This is a genomic window from Candidatus Pelagisphaera phototrophica (assembly GCF_014529625.1).
In the GTDB taxonomy this organism is placed as follows: domain Bacteria; phylum Verrucomicrobiota; class Verrucomicrobiia; order Opitutales; family Opitutaceae; genus Pelagisphaera; species Pelagisphaera phototrophica.
This window is the reverse complement of record NZ_CP076039.1, coordinates 523,947-540,598: the sequence shown is the minus strand read 5'-3', so window position 1 is coordinate 540,598 and position 16,652 is coordinate 523,947. Positions and strand designations below refer to the sequence as shown.

16 protein-coding genes are annotated in these 16,652 nt (G+C 50.8%); 7 read left to right on the top strand and 9 right to left on the bottom strand.

Annotation, left to right across the window (positions count from 1 at the left end):
- Positions 1-103: 103 nt before the first annotated feature.
- The 5 genes from GA004_RS02500 to GA004_RS02490 form a co-directional block, all read right to left on the bottom strand.
- Positions 104-637 carry a VPDSG-CTERM sorting domain-containing protein gene (locus GA004_RS02500; RefSeq protein ID WP_283395716.1) on the bottom strand — a complete coding sequence of 178 codons (534 nt, stop codon included), beginning with the start codon at positions 635-637 and terminating at the stop codon, positions 104-106.
- 183 nt (positions 638-820) lie between these two features.
- Positions 821-892, bottom strand: coding sequence for a VPDSG-CTERM sorting domain-containing protein (locus GA004_RS18085; RefSeq protein ID WP_425492919.1), 72 nt, complete (start codon positions 890-892; stop codon positions 821-823).
- Between the two features lie 37 nt (positions 893-929).
- Positions 930-1,619, bottom strand: coding sequence for a hypothetical protein (locus GA004_RS02495; RefSeq protein ID WP_283395715.1), 690 nt, complete (start codon positions 1,617-1,619; stop codon positions 930-932).
- A 166-nt stretch (positions 1,620-1,785) separates the two neighbouring features.
- The gene (locus GA004_RS18080; RefSeq protein WP_425492918.1) at positions 1,786-1,929 is read right to left on the bottom strand and encodes a VPDSG-CTERM sorting domain-containing protein; all 144 of its coding nucleotides are present in this window, start codon (positions 1,927-1,929) and stop codon (positions 1,786-1,788) included.
- Between the two features lie 48 nt (positions 1,930-1,977).
- On the bottom strand, positions 1,978-2,433 hold the full coding sequence (locus GA004_RS02490) for a hypothetical protein (RefSeq protein ID WP_283395714.1): 456 nt from the start codon (positions 2,431-2,433) through the stop codon (positions 1,978-1,980).
- A 287-nt stretch (positions 2,434-2,720) separates the two neighbouring features.
- Here GA004_RS02490 and GA004_RS02485 point away from each other — a divergent pair, with 287 nt between their 5' ends.
- Positions 2,721-4,121 (top strand): sulfatase family protein, encoded by a 1,401-nt coding sequence (locus GA004_RS02485; RefSeq protein ID WP_283395713.1) that lies wholly within the window; start codon positions 2,721-2,723, stop codon positions 4,119-4,121.
- 124 nt (positions 4,122-4,245) lie between these two features.
- Positions 4,246-4,536, top strand: a complete 291-nt coding sequence (locus GA004_RS17875; RefSeq protein WP_343218820.1) for a helix-turn-helix domain-containing protein — start codon at positions 4,246-4,248, stop codon at positions 4,534-4,536.
- On the opposite strand, the gene GA004_RS02475 is transcribed toward GA004_RS17875, so the two are convergent.
- Positions 4,502-4,714 (bottom strand): hypothetical protein, encoded by a 213-nt coding sequence (locus tag GA004_RS02475; RefSeq protein ID WP_283395711.1) that lies wholly within the window; start codon positions 4,712-4,714, stop codon positions 4,502-4,504. The genes GA004_RS17875 and GA004_RS02475 overlap by 35 nt on opposite strands.
- 79 nt (positions 4,715-4,793) lie before the next feature.
- Here GA004_RS02475 and GA004_RS02470 point away from each other — a divergent pair, with 79 nt between their 5' ends.
- Complete coding sequence (locus GA004_RS02470; protein ID WP_283395710.1) at positions 4,794-6,002, top strand: Tm-1-like ATP-binding domain-containing protein; 1,209 nt, start codon at positions 4,794-4,796, stop codon at positions 6,000-6,002.
- A gap of 80 nt (positions 6,003-6,082) precedes the next feature.
- On the opposite strand, the gene GA004_RS02465 is transcribed toward GA004_RS02470, so the two are convergent.
- Positions 6,083-6,529, bottom strand: coding sequence for a helix-turn-helix domain-containing protein (locus GA004_RS02465; protein ID WP_283395709.1), 447 nt, complete (start codon positions 6,527-6,529; stop codon positions 6,083-6,085).
- Between the two features lie 221 nt (positions 6,530-6,750).
- Between GA004_RS02465 and GA004_RS02460 the strand changes: the two genes are divergently transcribed.
- The 4 genes from GA004_RS02460 (at position 6,751) to GA004_RS02445 (ending at position 13,425) form a co-directional block, all read left to right on the top strand.
- A complete protein-coding gene (locus tag GA004_RS02460) occupies positions 6,751-10,104 on the top strand; it encodes a PSD1 and planctomycete cytochrome C domain-containing protein (protein WP_283395708.1) in 3,354 nt (1,117 codons plus the stop codon).
- Positions 10,105-10,197: 93 nt separating this feature from the next.
- Positions 10,198-11,586: a DUF1501 domain-containing protein gene (locus GA004_RS02455; protein ID WP_283395707.1), complete on the top strand. Its 1,389-nt coding sequence runs from the start codon at positions 10,198-10,200 to the stop codon at positions 11,584-11,586.
- Between the two features lie 15 nt (positions 11,587-11,601).
- The gene (locus GA004_RS02450) at positions 11,602-12,540 is read left to right on the top strand and encodes a c-type cytochrome domain-containing protein (RefSeq protein ID WP_283395706.1); all 939 of its coding nucleotides are present in this window, start codon (positions 11,602-11,604) and stop codon (positions 12,538-12,540) included.
- A 93-nt stretch (positions 12,541-12,633) separates the two neighbouring features.
- Complete coding sequence (locus tag GA004_RS02445) at positions 12,634-13,425, top strand: beta-propeller domain-containing protein (RefSeq protein ID WP_283395705.1); 792 nt, start codon at positions 12,634-12,636, stop codon at positions 13,423-13,425.
- 82 nt (positions 13,426-13,507) lie between these two features.
- On the opposite strand, the gene GA004_RS02440 is transcribed toward GA004_RS02445, so the two are convergent.
- On the bottom strand, positions 13,508-14,848 hold the full coding sequence (locus tag GA004_RS02440; protein ID WP_283395704.1) for a tripartite tricarboxylate transporter substrate-binding protein: 1,341 nt from the start codon (positions 14,846-14,848) through the stop codon (positions 13,508-13,510).
- The gene (locus GA004_RS02435) at positions 14,845-16,335 is read right to left on the bottom strand and encodes a tripartite tricarboxylate transporter permease (RefSeq protein WP_283395703.1); all 1,491 of its coding nucleotides are present in this window, start codon (positions 16,333-16,335) and stop codon (positions 14,845-14,847) included. Before GA004_RS02435 ends, GA004_RS02440 begins: the two co-directional genes overlap by 4 nt.
- Between the last annotated feature and the right edge of the window lie 317 nt (positions 16,336-16,652).

The following is a 16,652-nucleotide window of genomic DNA, read 5'->3' as shown; positions in this document are numbered from 1 at the left end:
TCTTATTCAGTGCCGCATTATGAAAACAAACACCTTCATCACCTTAAGCACAGCAACTGCCCCCAGAAAAAATTGTCCCTCAAAGGGCCTCTGAAGCTATACCCTATCCCAGCCTGCGTCTAGCAAAGGCTAGAGCCGCTACACCTAATCCTAGGAGGGCTGCTGTAGACCCTGTGTCGGGGACGGCTGATGTCGATGTCGTACCCTGAGGATCGCCAAAAGGATAGGATGAAGGATATCCGTCCTCTCCCCAAATTAACGATAACGACGATACGGCCGATGGGTCAAATGCATTGCTTCCCGACCATGTAGCTGTGATTGCAGAAGTAACCGTATCGCCGTCTGAGAGTGGATCGTTGAAGTCCAAATATAATACGTCACCAGAGCTACCATGAGGGTCCAAACTGCTGTCAAAACTGCCGTGCTGAAAAAAGCCTATTCCATTAATTGCTCCGCTGACCGAACTGCTGGTATCGCCAAGTATCCAGTTCTCGTTTAATCCGTCAGGATCAATTATGTAAAGATAGGAGGCATCACTATCTGGTGGAGGCGTCCCTGTTGCATCAAGGGTCGCGGACCCTGCAGGAATGCTGATCGTCAATTGATCAGGGGTGAATGTATCGATGGTAAAAATCAAAGCTGCCGAGGCCGAAGCAGGTAGCAGTGCTAAAACGAAAAATAACTTCCTGATTTTAAAGAGAACCTCAATTACTGTAAAATTATTAGCATAAACCCACACTTTTGTCACCCTGATCTTTCTATCAGGGTTTCTTGCAATAAAGAAAGGGACAACCGCCGAAACGATCTACGAGGTAGAACCCTATCCAAGCCTCCGCCTAGCAAAGGCTAGAGCCATAACACCCAATCCAAGGAGAGCTGCTGTGGACCACAGCCCTCTGTGTTCGCCAATGATGGGCGTTAGCCTTGGACTACTTGCCCGCCCTTAGCTTTCTCAACAAGCGTACCCCAGCGGCTCCCGCCCCGAGGAGAGCAAGGCCAACGATGCCAGGACCAGTGTCTGGAACTCCAGCAACTCCAGCAACAGTTCCCTGTCCAGCAATGGCTGCTCCATTAAGTGTAGAGTTGTAGCCGTAGCTGTTAAGCGTAAATGAAGATGTACCGTCGATTGTGACTTTGAACCAGCCATCTGTATGACCGCTTAAGCCTTGATGAACCGTAAACCCGAACAAGAATGATGAGCCAATAGCCGAACTTGTACCACCAATCCCATACCAAGGACCCCTTATGGTTGATCCATTGGAAAAAGAACGTAAGTACGAAGAGCCGTAGGAAGAACTAACGGCAACAGACCCGGCAACAGGCCCTTCCCCGCCGTTAAACCCTGCAACGAAAAAAGAACCCGATTCGGAACTCGAAAAATACTGCGACATATGAAGAGATGTATCTGTCTTTATCGCACTGAGGTCTAACCCGTAGTAACCTGTGTTTTGTGCATCCGTATCCGTTACGATCACCTTGATCATGGCAGCATCGACATCTAGGGTGCTTACCACAGCCACTCCCGCCGCCGCGGCTGAATACCTCGCCATTCTGGAAGCACGTGGATCTGTCGTTTTTACTTCGTCTGTTTTTAGCTCTACGCTTTCGGATAATTTCATAGTGATCGTTCATGCAACTTTTGTGCCAAACAGACCAATGCCTTCATGCACTTTCTGTTAGTAACTATCTATCAGTACTTTAAAATTTCATTAATAATCGCTAATAAATATTGATGTTGGGAAAACTGTAAAATATCCCGACATTTGTCGGAAAACTTTACACTCCTTAACCCAGTTTGCACCTAGCAAAGGCAAGAGCTACAACACCCAATCCAAGGAGAGCTGCTGTGGACCCTGTGTCGGGGACGGAGTTTGCACGGACGAGAAATGATCCAAAATATTCACTGGGATCATCTCGGTCGTAATTGATAATATTGGGACTGAATAATCCCCCCTGTGCTTCGTCATAGCCGAACTGTCAAACATAACCAAAAGTCGGCCCAGCAGGTTGTGAGCTCCCGATTGCTGGATCTACGAATCCCATTGTATTGGAGTATTGATAAATTTCGCTATTGGTTCCGCTCCAACTTGAACCTAAAAGCTCAGTCAGCGTTACCATCTCGGAGAGGATCGCTTGATAATACCCATATTCCGTGTAGGAACCTCCGACCCCAGCAGCACTAATCAATCCGTCAAATTCCGCCGAAGTTGCAAAGCGCCATCCAACAAGTTCCCCAGTAGAAATCTCAGCCAAGGTCTGGTTGTAAGTATTTCCCTGCGTGTGATACATATCAAGCCAATCTAGACCTGTTGCGGTATCGGTAGTGAAGCCCCCGTTCTCTATCAGTGCGGCTTGGGTCAGGGAAGCTGAGATTAGCAAGCCCATCGTTACTGCGAAGAGCCTAATTTTGAGCAGATTAGCGGTAGGTTTCATCGTACTAGCCAAGTGCATGTATCGCGCCATGTGAAGCAAAACACACCCTGATCGTGCTATCAGGGTTACTTGCAAAAAAGGGCAGGGGTGAGCACTCTCGGGGTACATCATGATGTTGACTTTTTCCTACATTCGGGCAGTCACAATCCCGTCCCACCCGATCAGAAGTTCACGTGAAACCAATCGGAATTGCTTATTGAAGAGTAATATAGAGAAATGGCCGCCGAACCTTCATGGCAGCAAATCGCGAGCCTTCCCTAACGACAAAATCCCTTACCTAAAAAATTATGACGTGCCCCAACATCCTCTGGTACTGCACCGATCAGCAACGATTTGATACCATCGGGGCCCTCGGTAATCCGCATGTCCAAACTCCTACCATCGATGGTCTCGTACGCGAGGGAGTCGCGTTCACTAACACCTACTGCCAGAGCCCGATCTGCACGCCGAGCCGCGCGAGTTTCATGACAGGCCTTTACCCCAGTCGTGCTCGCAACACGCGCAACGGGAATGACACTTTTCCTGAGGACATTCCCCTAATTTCAAAGCTAATCGCGGATTCCGGATACAACTGCGGCATGATTGGGAAATTTCATCTAGTCAGTGCAGGCAAACGCCCCGAGCCCCGACTGGACGACGGATTCACTTATTGGCAACATTCGCACGCTCCCCGTGACGACTGGCCCGAGGGCACCCACGCCTACGCAGACTGGGTACGGGAAAAAGGTGGCGACCTCGACGCCATGCGAGAATCGGAAAACCGCGTCGACCCGGAGCTTCATCAGACCACATGGGCTTCCGACTGCGCCATCGATTACATCAGTCAGGATCACGGTGGGAAACCCTGGCTACTGAACGTCAACGTGTACGACCCCCACCCTCCTTTCATTCCCCCGAAAGAATACGAAGAACGTTTCAAGGCAGCGGACATGCCAGGGCCACATTTTAAAGAGAGCGATCTGGCCCACCAGAAATCGCTGGAATCGGTCGATTTCCAACAGAACGCTCGACGACCTGAGGAATGCAACGCCAAGTCCGCTCAGGCCAAGTACTACGCCATGATTGCCTTGATCGACGATCAGCTAGCCCGAATCCTGCAAACGCTCGACGAAACCGGCCAACGTGAAAACACCGTGATCATATTCACATCCGACCACGGGGAAACACTTGGCGATCATGGTCTCATGTTCAAGGGATGTCGGTTCTACGAAGGGCTCGTCAAAGTCCCGCTGATATTTTCCTTCCCCAGCGCGTTCCAGTCCAATCTGCAATGCGACGGTCTCGTCGAGCTTTTGGACCTGTCCGCCACCCTTCTGGACATCGCCGGGCTGGACATCCCCGAATACCATCAGGGACAGACCTTAACTCCGATTCTCAAAGGTCAGGAGCCCGGCAACCACATTCGTGAGTCTGCTCGCTGCGAGTACTTCGATGCCCTCGACCCGCATTTTACCGGAGGGACCGGCAGCTTCGCCACGATGTATCGGACCGAACGCTATAAGCTTGTGGTTTATCACGACCACAATGTCGGCGAGCTCTACGACCTGCAAGAGGATCCCTGGGAGTTCAACGACCTTTGGAGTGACCCCGAGCAATCAGACCCTAGGAACCGACTCATATTTGAGAGCTTCAACCAGCACGTAAACCTCACCACCAACGTAGGCTCCAAGCGCATCGCTCCGATGTAGGGCCCTCAACTATTCCTTCTAAAAGGAGAGAATTTGTCCGATGTATCGTGCCTTTTGCGTAAAGTTGTTAGGACACTCTAACGTTTGGACGACTGATCTAGCCACCCCTTAAATTCTTGGCGAGATGGATAAACACCCCGATAATCATAGGCCAGATAAACAAACGACGTTCGCTGATATCGCCAAAAGGGCCGGAGTGTGCAAGGCCACCGTATCGCTCGCGCTGCACAACAATTCTAGAATATCCAAGGAAACGAGAAAACGCATCAAAGAGATCGCCCACGAAATGGGGTATCACTTGATACCCTCTGGTTGCCGCCAATATGGCCCAGATTCGACGATCGAGGGATTGGTAAGGATCCTCTCCCACCATAGGGTTCCTAAGCACCTTCTACGACGAGAAGCGGAGAGATAAGAGGGTCGAGTGGCATATTCAAAGCCCATTCAGAAAAGGCGCTAAGCGCCGAGCAAACGAGCTGGGCTTTGACTTTGATTTTCTGGAATTCGACCTGTCCGCTTATTCCAGCAAACGGATACAGCAGGTCCTGATTAGTCGAAGGCTTCACAATAAAGTAGGTTATGTTAGCAATCATTTTGGCGATCTTCCTCAAAAATTTGATCGATTTGCGAGAATACTAACGTTTATATCAATTGCGATTTAACCCTACTCCGATGGCAACAATTGCAATACTAGGTACCCTCGACTCCAAGGCGGAAGAACACTCCTTTTTAGCAGAGCGTATCCGTGAACGGGGACACAATGCAGCACTCATTGACGTGGGTACTGGTGGCGAACCTCAAATCACTCCCGACTACTCAAGATACGAAGTAGCCGCTGCAACAGGTGTCGATCTCAAATCTCTCATAGAACGCCACGACCGGGGGGCGTGCGTCGTAGCCATGTCGGAGGCCGCTCCGATCTTCCTCGCACAGCTGGTCGAAGCGGGAACGATCGACGGCGTCGTTTCCCTAGGTGGGGGTGGCGGTACCGCCATCGGCACCGCGGCCATGCGAGCTTTACCCATCGGCTTTCCCAAACTCATGGTGTCCACCTTAGCCAGCGGAAATACCGCTCACTACGTAGGCACCAAAGATATCGTTATGATGCCCAGCATCGTCGACGTGAGCGGACTCAATCGCATCTCTCGAACCATTTTCACCCGAGCTGCCGGAGCCATCTGCGGAATGGTCGAAACCAAGATCGACGAGGAAGGCGGCAAGCCGCTCATCGTCGCCAGCATGTTTGGCAATACCACCACCTGTGTAAACGAAGCCAAAGCCATACTAGAAGAAGCTGGATACGAAGTGCTCGTCTTTCACGCTACCGGATCAGGAGGACAAGCCATGGAAAGCTTAATTGAGAGCGGCATGGTGTCGGGCGTGCTCGATGTCACCACAACGGAGTGGGCAGATGAAGTGGTCGGGGCAACCTTGTCCGCAGGGCCCACTCGCATGGATGCGATGACCAAGGCTAAAGTACCGGCGGTGGTCGCCCCCGGCTGTGTCGACATGGCAAACTTCGGGTCCCGCAAAACCGTGCCACCTAAATTTGAGGGACGGAACTTCTATATTCACAATCCACAGGTTACCTTGATGCGCACCAATGCAAGGGAGTGTGCGGAGATCGGAAAAGTCATTGCTATCAAAGCCAACGTAAATACCGCCCCCGTCGCTATCCTCAATCCACTTAAAGCGGTCAGCGAAATAAACGGTGAAGGCCAAGCCTTTTACGATCAGGAGGCGGACACCGCTCTCTTCAAGGCCATTCGAACGAACGCGCAGGTTGAAGTCATCGACTTAGAAGAAACCATTAATAGTTTCGTTTTCGCCCGAGCATGTGCCGAGAAACTTCTGGAACTGATTCAACGGGGCAAACCTTGAGATACAGAGCACGCGAAGCCCATCAGCTATAGGCCTAGGACTTCAGTGGCCACTATAGTGCCCTAAGTCTAACTACATCTCTAGCCCAAATCCAACTGCTCACGATACTGAGCCCTCAAATCGCTAGGAGAGACACCTTTTACTTCTTTGAATCGGCGATTAAAATTAGACAGGTTGTTAAATCCTGAACTGAAACAAACCTCCGAAATGCTGGCATCCGTTTCGATAATTCTCTGACACGCCAATCCGATCCGTAATTCGTTTACATAAGCGATAAACGCTTTCCCCGTGTTCTTTTTAAAGAAGCGGGAAAACGACTTCGCACTCATGCACGCCTCTCTGGCCACATCGTCCAGCCGGATCGTAGACTCGAGATTTTTCAAGATCCAGCTCTTGATCTTATCAATTCTGTCGACATTGATCGGATTCAATGAGGCGGAGTAGACCGGACTCACCAGAGGTACGCAGTCCGATTCAGGTGCAGAAGCCAGCGCGTCTAGTGTAAGGATAGACTGTGCCAATCGCATGCCGTAATGACCTCACGCTGAGCGTCCCTGTCACTACTCTTGAACGCGGCCTTCATAACATATAGCCTCTACTCCTTTACTAGTTGATTTAGAACCGGTATGGTGTCAATTTTTTCAATATTTTATCGGATCGGTATCATAAAAAGTCCAAAAGTATACGGCAATTCGATTATTCGCTATACCTTGAAGTTAATCTACTAAGATTAAACTCAGCCCGAAGAATGCACCGAAAAACTCCCATCTACTTCGTTATTTTTCCCCTTTTCGGTATCTCCCTGACAACCAACGCAAAGGAACTCAGCTCTGATGATAATGAGTTTTTCGAATCGAACGTTCGCCCGCTTTTGGTCGAAAATTGCTACAAATGTCACTCAGCCAATTCTGAGAGACTTCGAGGTGGATTTCTAATTGACTCAAAACCGGCAATATTGAGAGGGGGCGACAGCGGTCCTGCAATTGTCCCAGGAGACTCAGCGAACAGCCGTATCGTGCCTATGATTCAAAGGCATCCGGACTACGAAGCGATGCCTCCTAAATCGAAGTTGGAGCCCGACGAAATTGAAACCTTAATCGCTTGGATCGATCGCGGCGCTCCCGACCCTCGTACGGAAGAATCGTCTCCAAAGTCCTCTCTTTCCGACTTCAATCTGGACGAGAGGAAAAGCTGGTGGTCCCTACAGCCGGTTAAGAAGCTAGCCGTCCCAAACGTTGCCAATGAGAACTGGCCCGAAAACGACTACGATCGATTTGTCCTCTCCAAACTCGAAGAGGCGGATTTGGCACCGGCAAAACCTGCTGAACGCCATACCTTGCTACGTCGCATAAGCTTCGATTTGACGGGTCTGGCACCCAAGGTAGACGAACTAGAAGCATTTCTCTCCGACGAGTCACCTAGCGCTTTTGCGGCGGCAGTTGACCGACTTCTCGAATCACCTCATTTTGGAGAAAAATGGGCCCGACATTGGCTTGATCTCGTACGCTATGCAGAAACCAAGGCCTTCGAGCAGGATTATACCATGGCCTACGCGTATCGGTATCGCGACTACCTCATTCGGGCATTCAATGATGACCTTCCCTACGACCAGTTTGTTAGAGAAGCACTTGCTGGAGACCTCTTTCCCAAACCGCGGTTCTCGCCCGATGACGAAATCAACGAGTCGATTATGGGACCCGGCTTCTTGTACCTCACCGACGGGCAGCATGGTCCTCCCGATCTCCACGAAGACGAAGCCCGTATCTTTAGCGGGATGATCGATGTGACCAGTAAGGCATTTCTCGGTTCTACTCTGAAATGCGCTCGCTGCCACGACCATAAATTTGACGCGATCACTACCGCCGACTACTATTCTTTTTATGGAATGCTCCGCAGTTCCCGTCTCAGCTACGCCAACACGAATGCTGAAAAACAGGAAGCTAAACTCAAGTCCGATCAATCCAAAATCCTGCAAGCCAGGAGTCAGATCTCAAAACTTGTCTACAAAACCTCCTTACAAGACATAGAGCTCATACCTGATTATCTTCAAGCGCAGCGAAGTCTTCTCGAAAATGACCTTGTCAAATCGATTTTCGAATCTGTTAGTTCCGAGAAACCGAAAGACAAAAAAAACAAGGGTCTCGATTTAGGCCCTCTCAAAAATCGACTTTCAGGCATTTACAAATTGAAGGCAGAGCAAGACGGACTAAATGACGAAGTTTTGTGGAGCTGGCTTTCTCTCGCCCTTTCAGCCGACCAGCTGAAAAAATGGCCCGAGCTCGAGCCCCTATTTAGCCAATCAGAGGAACGAACCACCAGCTCGGGCAACAATAAAGCGAGTGTCGAACTGAGCCAGTCATTTGCTCAAGTGGCACGCTCCCTGGAAAATTGGATAACTCAGGAATCCGCTTTTGAATCACAACCTGAATCGCCAGGAGAGATGATCTTCAACCACTCAGGGACCCAAGCGGTTAGAGGCCTCGTTGGCGAATATCCCGTTGCAGGTGTCCTGGCTCCTCGAATCAGCGGTGCAATTCGCTCACCCGATTTTATAATAGATGGCAAGCCCATCGAGCTCCAAGCAAAAGGCTACTCAGGTACGGTCCGACTCGTCATTCGCAACTACGAACTCACTGGGCGAGGCCCCACAACGGCCAAACTGTACTATGCCGTCGATGGTGATCATTGGCAGGATATCCGTTTCGAGACCTACCTGTGGGAAGGGGAAACGGCCTACCTTGAGGTGATGCAGAATGGGAAGTCCACCAACGCAATTCATCCGACGAGGGACACGCTCACCCCACCCGACGACAATGCTTACATTGCCATACGCTTTCACAAGGGTATCGACTGGGGCAAATACTGGGAGACTGAAACTTCGGAAGAAAATCGATTGAATCGAGACCCGGCGATCGCCAAAAAAATTAAGTCTGTTTGGCAAAGAGCAAGTCGGTCAAGCCTGGATAGGGCCGAAGTCGATTTGCTCAGTGCATTGTTCGCAACTGGTATTCTTAGTTCCGATACAAATCAAGATCCCAAGCTATCTAAGGCGATGTCTAAATACCAAGCATTGGTTTCGTCGATCCCACAGCCCTTATTCGCACGAAGCCTTACTGATGGAAGCTCCCACCAGGAACCGGTTTACATTCGAGGTAGCCACAAAAACCTGAGCCCGGAATTCAATCCACGACGGTTTTTGGATGGACTCGGCGGCACTCCCATAACGAGCGAGGGAAGCGGGCGGCTTGAATGGGCTGAGCATGTGGCTAGCAAGGACAATCCCCTCACCGCACGAGTAGTCGTAAACCGCCTCTGGAAGCAGATTTTCGGAAACGGGATTGTCGAAACGACAAATGACTTTGGGCAAATGGGAGGCCTGCCGAGCCATCCCAAACTACTCGACTATCTTGCCAGTGACTTGATGGAAAATGGCTGGTCGCTCAAACATGTGATTCGGAAAATCGTTCTCTCCCAGACTTACCAGATGTCATCCGTCCCGGACCCCAAAGCATCTAATATAGATCCTAAGAACCGATTGCTTCAGCACATGCCCATTCGTAGGCTTGAGGCGGAGGCGATCCGCGATCATATTCTTGCTTGTAGCGATCGACTCGATACGACCCTTTTCGGCCCCAGCGTCCCAGCCTATGTGGAAGACCATCCCGACAGTCGAGCAAAGCCAAAAACCGGCCCGCTCGATGGTAACGGACGGCGCTCCATTTACCTAGAGATGAGACGCAATTTTCTGCCTTCTTTTCTAAGAGCTTTCGACATGCCTAACGCGACGGAGGCAATCGGCAAGCGACTCGTCACGAATGTTCCAGCCCAATCACTGGCATTGATGAATGATCCCTTCGTCCATAGTCAGGCTAAACTATGGGCTGAAAATTTGGTGGAATCTGATCTTCCTATCGACGCCCGTATCGACCACATACATTTGACCGCATTCAATCGAACGGCACACGATTCTGAGCGCGATTGGGCCAAAAGAGTGATCACCGAGCTAGCGGCAGAACACGGATGTTCGGAAGAGGATCCTCAAGTCTGGACGGATCTCTGCCACCTGATCTACAACCGTAAGGAGTTTATTTATGTATTCTAAAGAATCGAAATTCATGGGAGCGCCTCTACCCCGTGATAAGAACCCACCTCAATCGCAGCACAAAGACGCTTCTATGGGGATTATTTTGTTACCATGATTACTCGGCGGGAGTTTCTCCAGAAAAGTGCTATGGGATTTGGCACACTCGCGCTGTCCGGCACGATGCAGCAGGATCTCTTAGGCTCAACAATGCCTTTGTATCCTAAAACTCCCCACTTCGCACCCAAAGCGCGTAGCGTTATTTTCCTTTACATGGACGGTGGGGTCTCCCAAGTCGATAGCTTCGACCCTAAGCCCCAATTAGCTAAGGAAAATGGCAAGAAGCCAAAATTCAAAGTAGACCCAACCGTATTCAACAACAACGGCAATATTCTGAAAAGCCCCTGGGAGTTCAAGCACTACGGAGAGAGTGGTATCCCCATTAGCGATCTTTTTCCCCATATCGCGTCCTGTGCGGATGATCTTTGTATCATTCGCTCCATGACGGCATTCTCGCCTAACCATCCCAACGCCAACTACGCTCTGCACAGCGGTCACATTTTGTCTGGACGTCCCAGTATGGGAGCATGGGCCTCCTATGGCCTCGGTACTTTGAGTCAAAACCTTCCCAGCTATGTTGTCATCCACGGGGGGCAAGTCCCTTCCGGGGGCATGCAGTGCTTTGGCAGCGGTTTTCTACCGGCCAATCACCAAGGCTCGATATTCCTCTCCCAGCATCCCGTCCTGAACAACACTTCCTTCCAGGAATCTAGTGCGAATCTACAGAGGAAGAAACTGGAGTATCTCGGCGAAATGGACGGTGCGCTTGAAGCAAGGCTATCGCATTCCGAGGCAATCGAATCAGCGATTCAGAATTACGAGCTTGCCTACCGGATGCAGATGGAGGTCCCAGACGTTACCAATATTTCCAACGAAAGCGAGGTGACTAAAAAACTCTACGGAATTGATGCTCCCTACCAAAACACCCGCTCTTACGCCGCCCAATGCATTATGGCACGAAGGCTCGTTGAGCGAGGCGTTCGCTTTGTAGAGTTGACTATCAATCCCGGGAACGGGGATCGCTGGGACCAGCATAGTAGGCTCGTCGATGGCCATCAAAAAAATGCGATGGCCGTTGATCAGCCAATTGCGGCGCTCATCAAAGACCTCAAGTCACGTGGCCTTCTCGATAGTACGCTGCTCGTATTCAGTGGTGAATTTGGCCGGACGCCTTTTGCTCAAGGCACCAATGGGCGCGACCACAATCCACAAGGATTCAGCATGTGGATGGCCGGTGGCGGAATAAAGGGGGGTAAGATTTATGGAGCTACCGATGAGTACGGCTACCGCGTGGTGGAGAATAAACTAACGGTGCACGACATGCATGCAAATATGCTCCATTTGCTCGGAATCGACCACACTCGCCTCACCTATCGCTTTAGCGGACGCGATATCCGTTTGACTGATGTCCATGGCGAGATCATTCCCGAAATTCTAGCCTAGTTTCAACCTACGAACATGAAATCTATTTTCATACTCACACTTTACCTCAGCTTCTCCTTCACACTGTCTGCCCAAACAACTTTCGATTACGATACTGATATCGCTCCCGTTCTTGAGAAATACTGCGTTAAGTGCCATGGCCCAGAAAAGCAGAAGAGCGGGTATCGCTTAGACTCTTACGAAGCGCTGATGACTCCAGGCGAAAGTGAGGAAGTCGCCATAGATGCGGGCTTCCCAATGACGAGTCCACTGATCGAATACCTCCTCCTTCCTCCAGAGGATGAATACGCCATGCCGCCAGAGGGTGAGGACGCTCCCAGTGGAGACGAAATTCTAACCGTCGCTCGCTGGATACACGGGGGAGCCAAAAGCGAGTCGGCAGGCCAAGGAAAGCTATCGCTCGAAAAGCTCCTGGGTGAGAGTGCCTTTCCCGCCGTCGAACGGCTCCGAACCAAAGGCGCCGTCATCGACAAGCTAGCAGAAAACTCATCCAACCTTGTAGTAGATCTGCAAAGGCTTGCTCCCAAAATTGACGCTTCTGCCATTGAGTACCTGAAAAGTGTAGGCCCTTATGTACATGAATTCAGAGCTGCGTTGCTTCCTAGTTCTGCCAAGGTTTCTGAGTGGATTGGAACCTTTGAGAATGCCACTCGGCTTGATCTAAGCCATGGCAAATTTGGAGATGAAATTGTCGCCTCCCTAAACCGACTTGGTGGAATCAAGTATCTGAATCTATTTGGGACGCAACTGACGGATGCGGGACTCAAAGATCTGCAAGTGCCGAAAGGCGGTCAGTTATTCTTGGGCAATACGAAAGTGGAAAACGCCGCCTTGGTGAAGGCACGGGCTGACAAGCCAAACGTAACAATCTACGGAAATCCAGACGTCAACCAGACTCTGGGCATTACTGAAAAGGCCTGGGGCAACTCCAGCACGTTTAATCCCATTCCCTAAGTCGCCCCCGGACGCCAAGTAAGTGATAACGGTATTCGCCATTCGTTTCTTGTATGTGGAAAGCTAACTGCAATCTTCAATGAGGGAAGCGAAGTGGTGTGGCTCGGGCCGAGCGGTTCCCGCGATGGTATGGTATTGGAAAACGGGAATGTACTCCTTTCGGTTAAAAACAAGGCTGGAGAATTCGAGAAGGGTGGTCACAAAGTGGTCTGGTCCTATAAGCTAGATCCCCGTAACAAAGAATTGGGTACGGCCAATCGCCTCCCTTCTGGAAACACGATCATCATTCAGCGTGGAGAACTTCCAAGGCTTATAGAAATTGACCCACAAGGGAAAATCGTCGTTGAAGTTCCCCTGCAAACTGAAACTGGCAATGGCCATATGCAAACTCGCATGGCGCGAAGGCTTTCCAATGGAAACTATCTCGTCCCTCATCTCCTCGCTTTCAAGGTAAAGGAGTATACTCCCTCGGGTAGAATTGTGAGTACGATCAAAACCGACCTCCCGGAACTGGGTGGGAGAGATGCCAAAAACTGGCCTTTCACCGCGATTCGACTACCGAATGGGAACACTCTCGTCAATTTGACCCATGGCGACCAATCCGTCGAGTTCGCTCCCGACGGTTCGGTGGCCTGGGTTTGCAACAACGACGACGACGGTGGGCACTTTGCGGATCCTTGCGGCGGACAAAGACTCCCCCACGGAGATACCGTAATTCGCAGCTACGGCCAGAAAGATCCAGAAAAAGTTAAAATCTTCGAGGTAAACGAAAAGAAGGAAGTCGTGTGGGAATTTTGCCACCCAGACGCCAAAGCCCACCAAGTTCACATTCTCACGACGAATGGGAAGCCCGTATCCCCTATCTATCGCTGGGAGCGTATCTAAAAATTAGTACGCGTAGGGCCAAAGCGCAATGGTACAATCCTAATCAAGGGATGTCTGAGATGGCCCGCTACCTGATTCAGGACTAAGGCAACGGCACGGAAAATATCACCGTAAAGACAAACTCGGAGCCTAGGGAAAACAGGATTGAGAGCTGGGCAACGGGCAGCAGCTTCTGTTTATTCCATTCTGCAAGATTGATTCCAATAAGGAAAATCGCGGGAATCGTCGCATACACATAGGAGACGCCCAGTTGTAGGCAGATAATATAGGTGAGCAGTATTGCGACTATGAGGATGGCCAACTTACTATTCTCAGAATCTGTATCTGAAGTTTTGATGTGATTGCCTCCATACTTCAGAAAGACCAAAGCGGCTAAGCAAAGTAAAATTCCAATGACCCAAGCCGGGAAGTCAGGCAATCCCGCTGGAGGGCTAACCGCAAATCGCTTGAGCGACTCTTTTTTAACCTGTAAGTACCGATCTAATTCTTCTCCAACCCGATAGTCAGGGGTAATGGAAAGCTTCTTAAGCTCGGCTGCCACAGTCGGATCCTGCCTCGCCGCGTAGAGTATTTCCCGCAGTTTGTCGACGGCGGCCTGCGGAGTTCCTTTAGGAGCAAACCAATAGTACGAGTTGCCATTGTCGATCGCGAAACCTTGCTCCGTTGCGGTCGAAACTTCAGGGACTCCTGGATTTCTTTCGGCGGTGAGAATCGCGATCGCCTTTATGTTCTGGTCCTTCGGCGTACCTTCGGGCGAACGATAGCCCACAAACTCACCCACCGAAAAGATCCCCACGTCCAAATGTCCGCCCAAGATGTGGGAGTATCGCTTTTGTCCTCCTCCTGTGGAAATATAGTTGAACCGGCTACCGGGGCTAGTCTCTTCGAGTTCTTTCGCATAAAAGTATGCCGGTGAGCCAATGTCCGCTCCGAAACGGACGCTATTCGGGTTTTTCTTGGCCGCTTCGAGAAGGGAGCGGAGCCCTTGGTAGGGAGAATCTTCGCGAACAATCAGAACCAAGGACATCGTACCCAGCTGAGCAACCGGAGTAAGCTCTTCGTATCCAAAATTTGCGATACCTGCAAGCTGGGCTGCAATAAGCGCGTCGTTGTTGCACAAAAGTCGGTAGCCATCGGGTCGGGAACCCATAACATATCTTCCTCCAATCGTAGATCCGCCCCCAGGCTGGTTTAGGATGACAAACGGCTGAGTGAACTTCTCGTTGGCGGCGATCGACTTTTCAATGATCCGAACAAACGTGTCAGTACCGCCTCCCGCGCTGTAGGGCACCACAACCTGGATTGGCTGGTTAGGGAATTGCAATGAACCGCTACCACTTCTCCAATTCAAGGCATTCCAACCAAGGAGCCCGCAGATGAGAACCGAGCTCACGATCGAAAAAAGTGTTCTGCTGGAGCTCATTCGGAGACGAGGGGTTCGTTGTTGGAGCCGGGGCCCTTTTTCTTGAGCATAGGAAGGATGAGCATCGCCAATGAAACGGCTAGAAAGGCAATCGAAATGGGGCGCGTAACTATCGGGAGCCAAGAACCGTTCGTCGCCATCAACCCCGCAGAGAGATTGTCCTCTGCGATCGGGCCCAAGACGAAGCCGATGACGAAAGGAGCCAGAGGTATCTTCTTCGATTCGAGAAAGAAGCCCAGCCCTCCAAAAGCGACCATAACCCATATGTCGAAAATGCGGTTCGAGAGCGCAAACGAACCAATTACACAGAATACCAATATGACAGGTAATAGATAGGAACTAGGGATCCTCGAAATCCTTGCAAGCCAACGCATAGAAAAGCCCATGATCATGGCCATAGCAATATTGGCCAAGAGCATCGCCCCCATAATAGTGTAGACCATCTCCGGATGCTCTCCAAAAAGGCGCGGCCCGGGTTGCAGGCCATGGACTACAAGCGCTCCGAGGAGGACCGCTTCCACCACCGAACCGGGAAGCCCCATCGCCACCAAGGGAATGAGTGCTCCCCCGATCGTCGCATTGTTAGCGGCTTCAGCGGATACGATCCCTTCGTCGTGACCCGTACCAAACTTCTCCGGTGTCTTGGACGAATTCTTGGCAACTGTGTACGCCGCGACCGAACCGATGTTCGCCCCAATCCCCGGAAGAAGCCCTATCCAAGTTCCAATGACAGAGGAACGAATCATATTGAGACCCTGTCGGCGAAAATCCGCTAGTTTCAAGGAAAGCCCCTTAGTTTCGATCTCCTTCGTTTGGGACTTCTTTTTCGAATTAATGATGTCCCTGAAAATCTGGTTGATAGCGAACAGCCCAATCAAGACTGGGAGTAGCTTGAAGCCGTCATTCAATGCGTTGATGCCAAACGTAAGTCGAGACTGGCCCGTCGCTGCCGCGATGCCCGGCATAGAGAGCAGTATGCCGAGGAATCCGGATAGCAGCGATTTCGACAGCGACTTGCCACCTATACTAGCGATCAGGACCAAGGCCATCAGAACCAGCGTAAAATACTCAAAGGGCCCAAACTTGGTAGAGAGAGTAGCAATGGGTTTCGCCAAGAGAACCAGGAATCCCCACGAAATCACTCCCCCCACAAAGGATGCCATAACCGCCAGCCCGAGCGCCCTTTCAGGCTGCCCCTTTTGAGCCATCGGATAGCCATCGAAAGTTGTCACGATCGATGCGGGGGTTCCCGGCATGCGAAGAAGCGTCGCCGTGACCATTCCACCGCTAATCGCGCCGACATAGATGCTAATCAGCAAAGTGAGGGCGTACTGGGGGTTTGCTCCATAGGTAAGTGGCAATACGAGAGCAATCAGCATCGTCCCTGTCAGGCCGGGTATTGCTCCCACAAATACGCCGAGTGAGGTACCGAGGAGTATCAGAAAAAGGCCGGTAGGATTAAAGAGCAGTTGAATGGCTTCTTGCATTAATTGGGTTTTAGGATCGCCTTCGAGTTGGGCATTGAAGGGGGAGCGTTGTCAAGAGTTCGAGGGAGTTTCCAACCCTTTCTGTGGATCGACCCACAAAGCAATCCTTCGATGAGAATACTGAGCAGTGTCTCCTATTCAGCACTTGGGCGCCATCGGTGGCTTCAATCCCCTGTTTTTCCATTTTCTCTGGCAATTCAGCAGCCCTAAAATCTCTCCAATGCCAGGAATGCGGCGATTGTTGGGCTGGGCCCGAAAAACTCCTTCTCAAAGGAAGACACTCTCCAATATTTTAATTGAAGCAACCAATGCAAAGT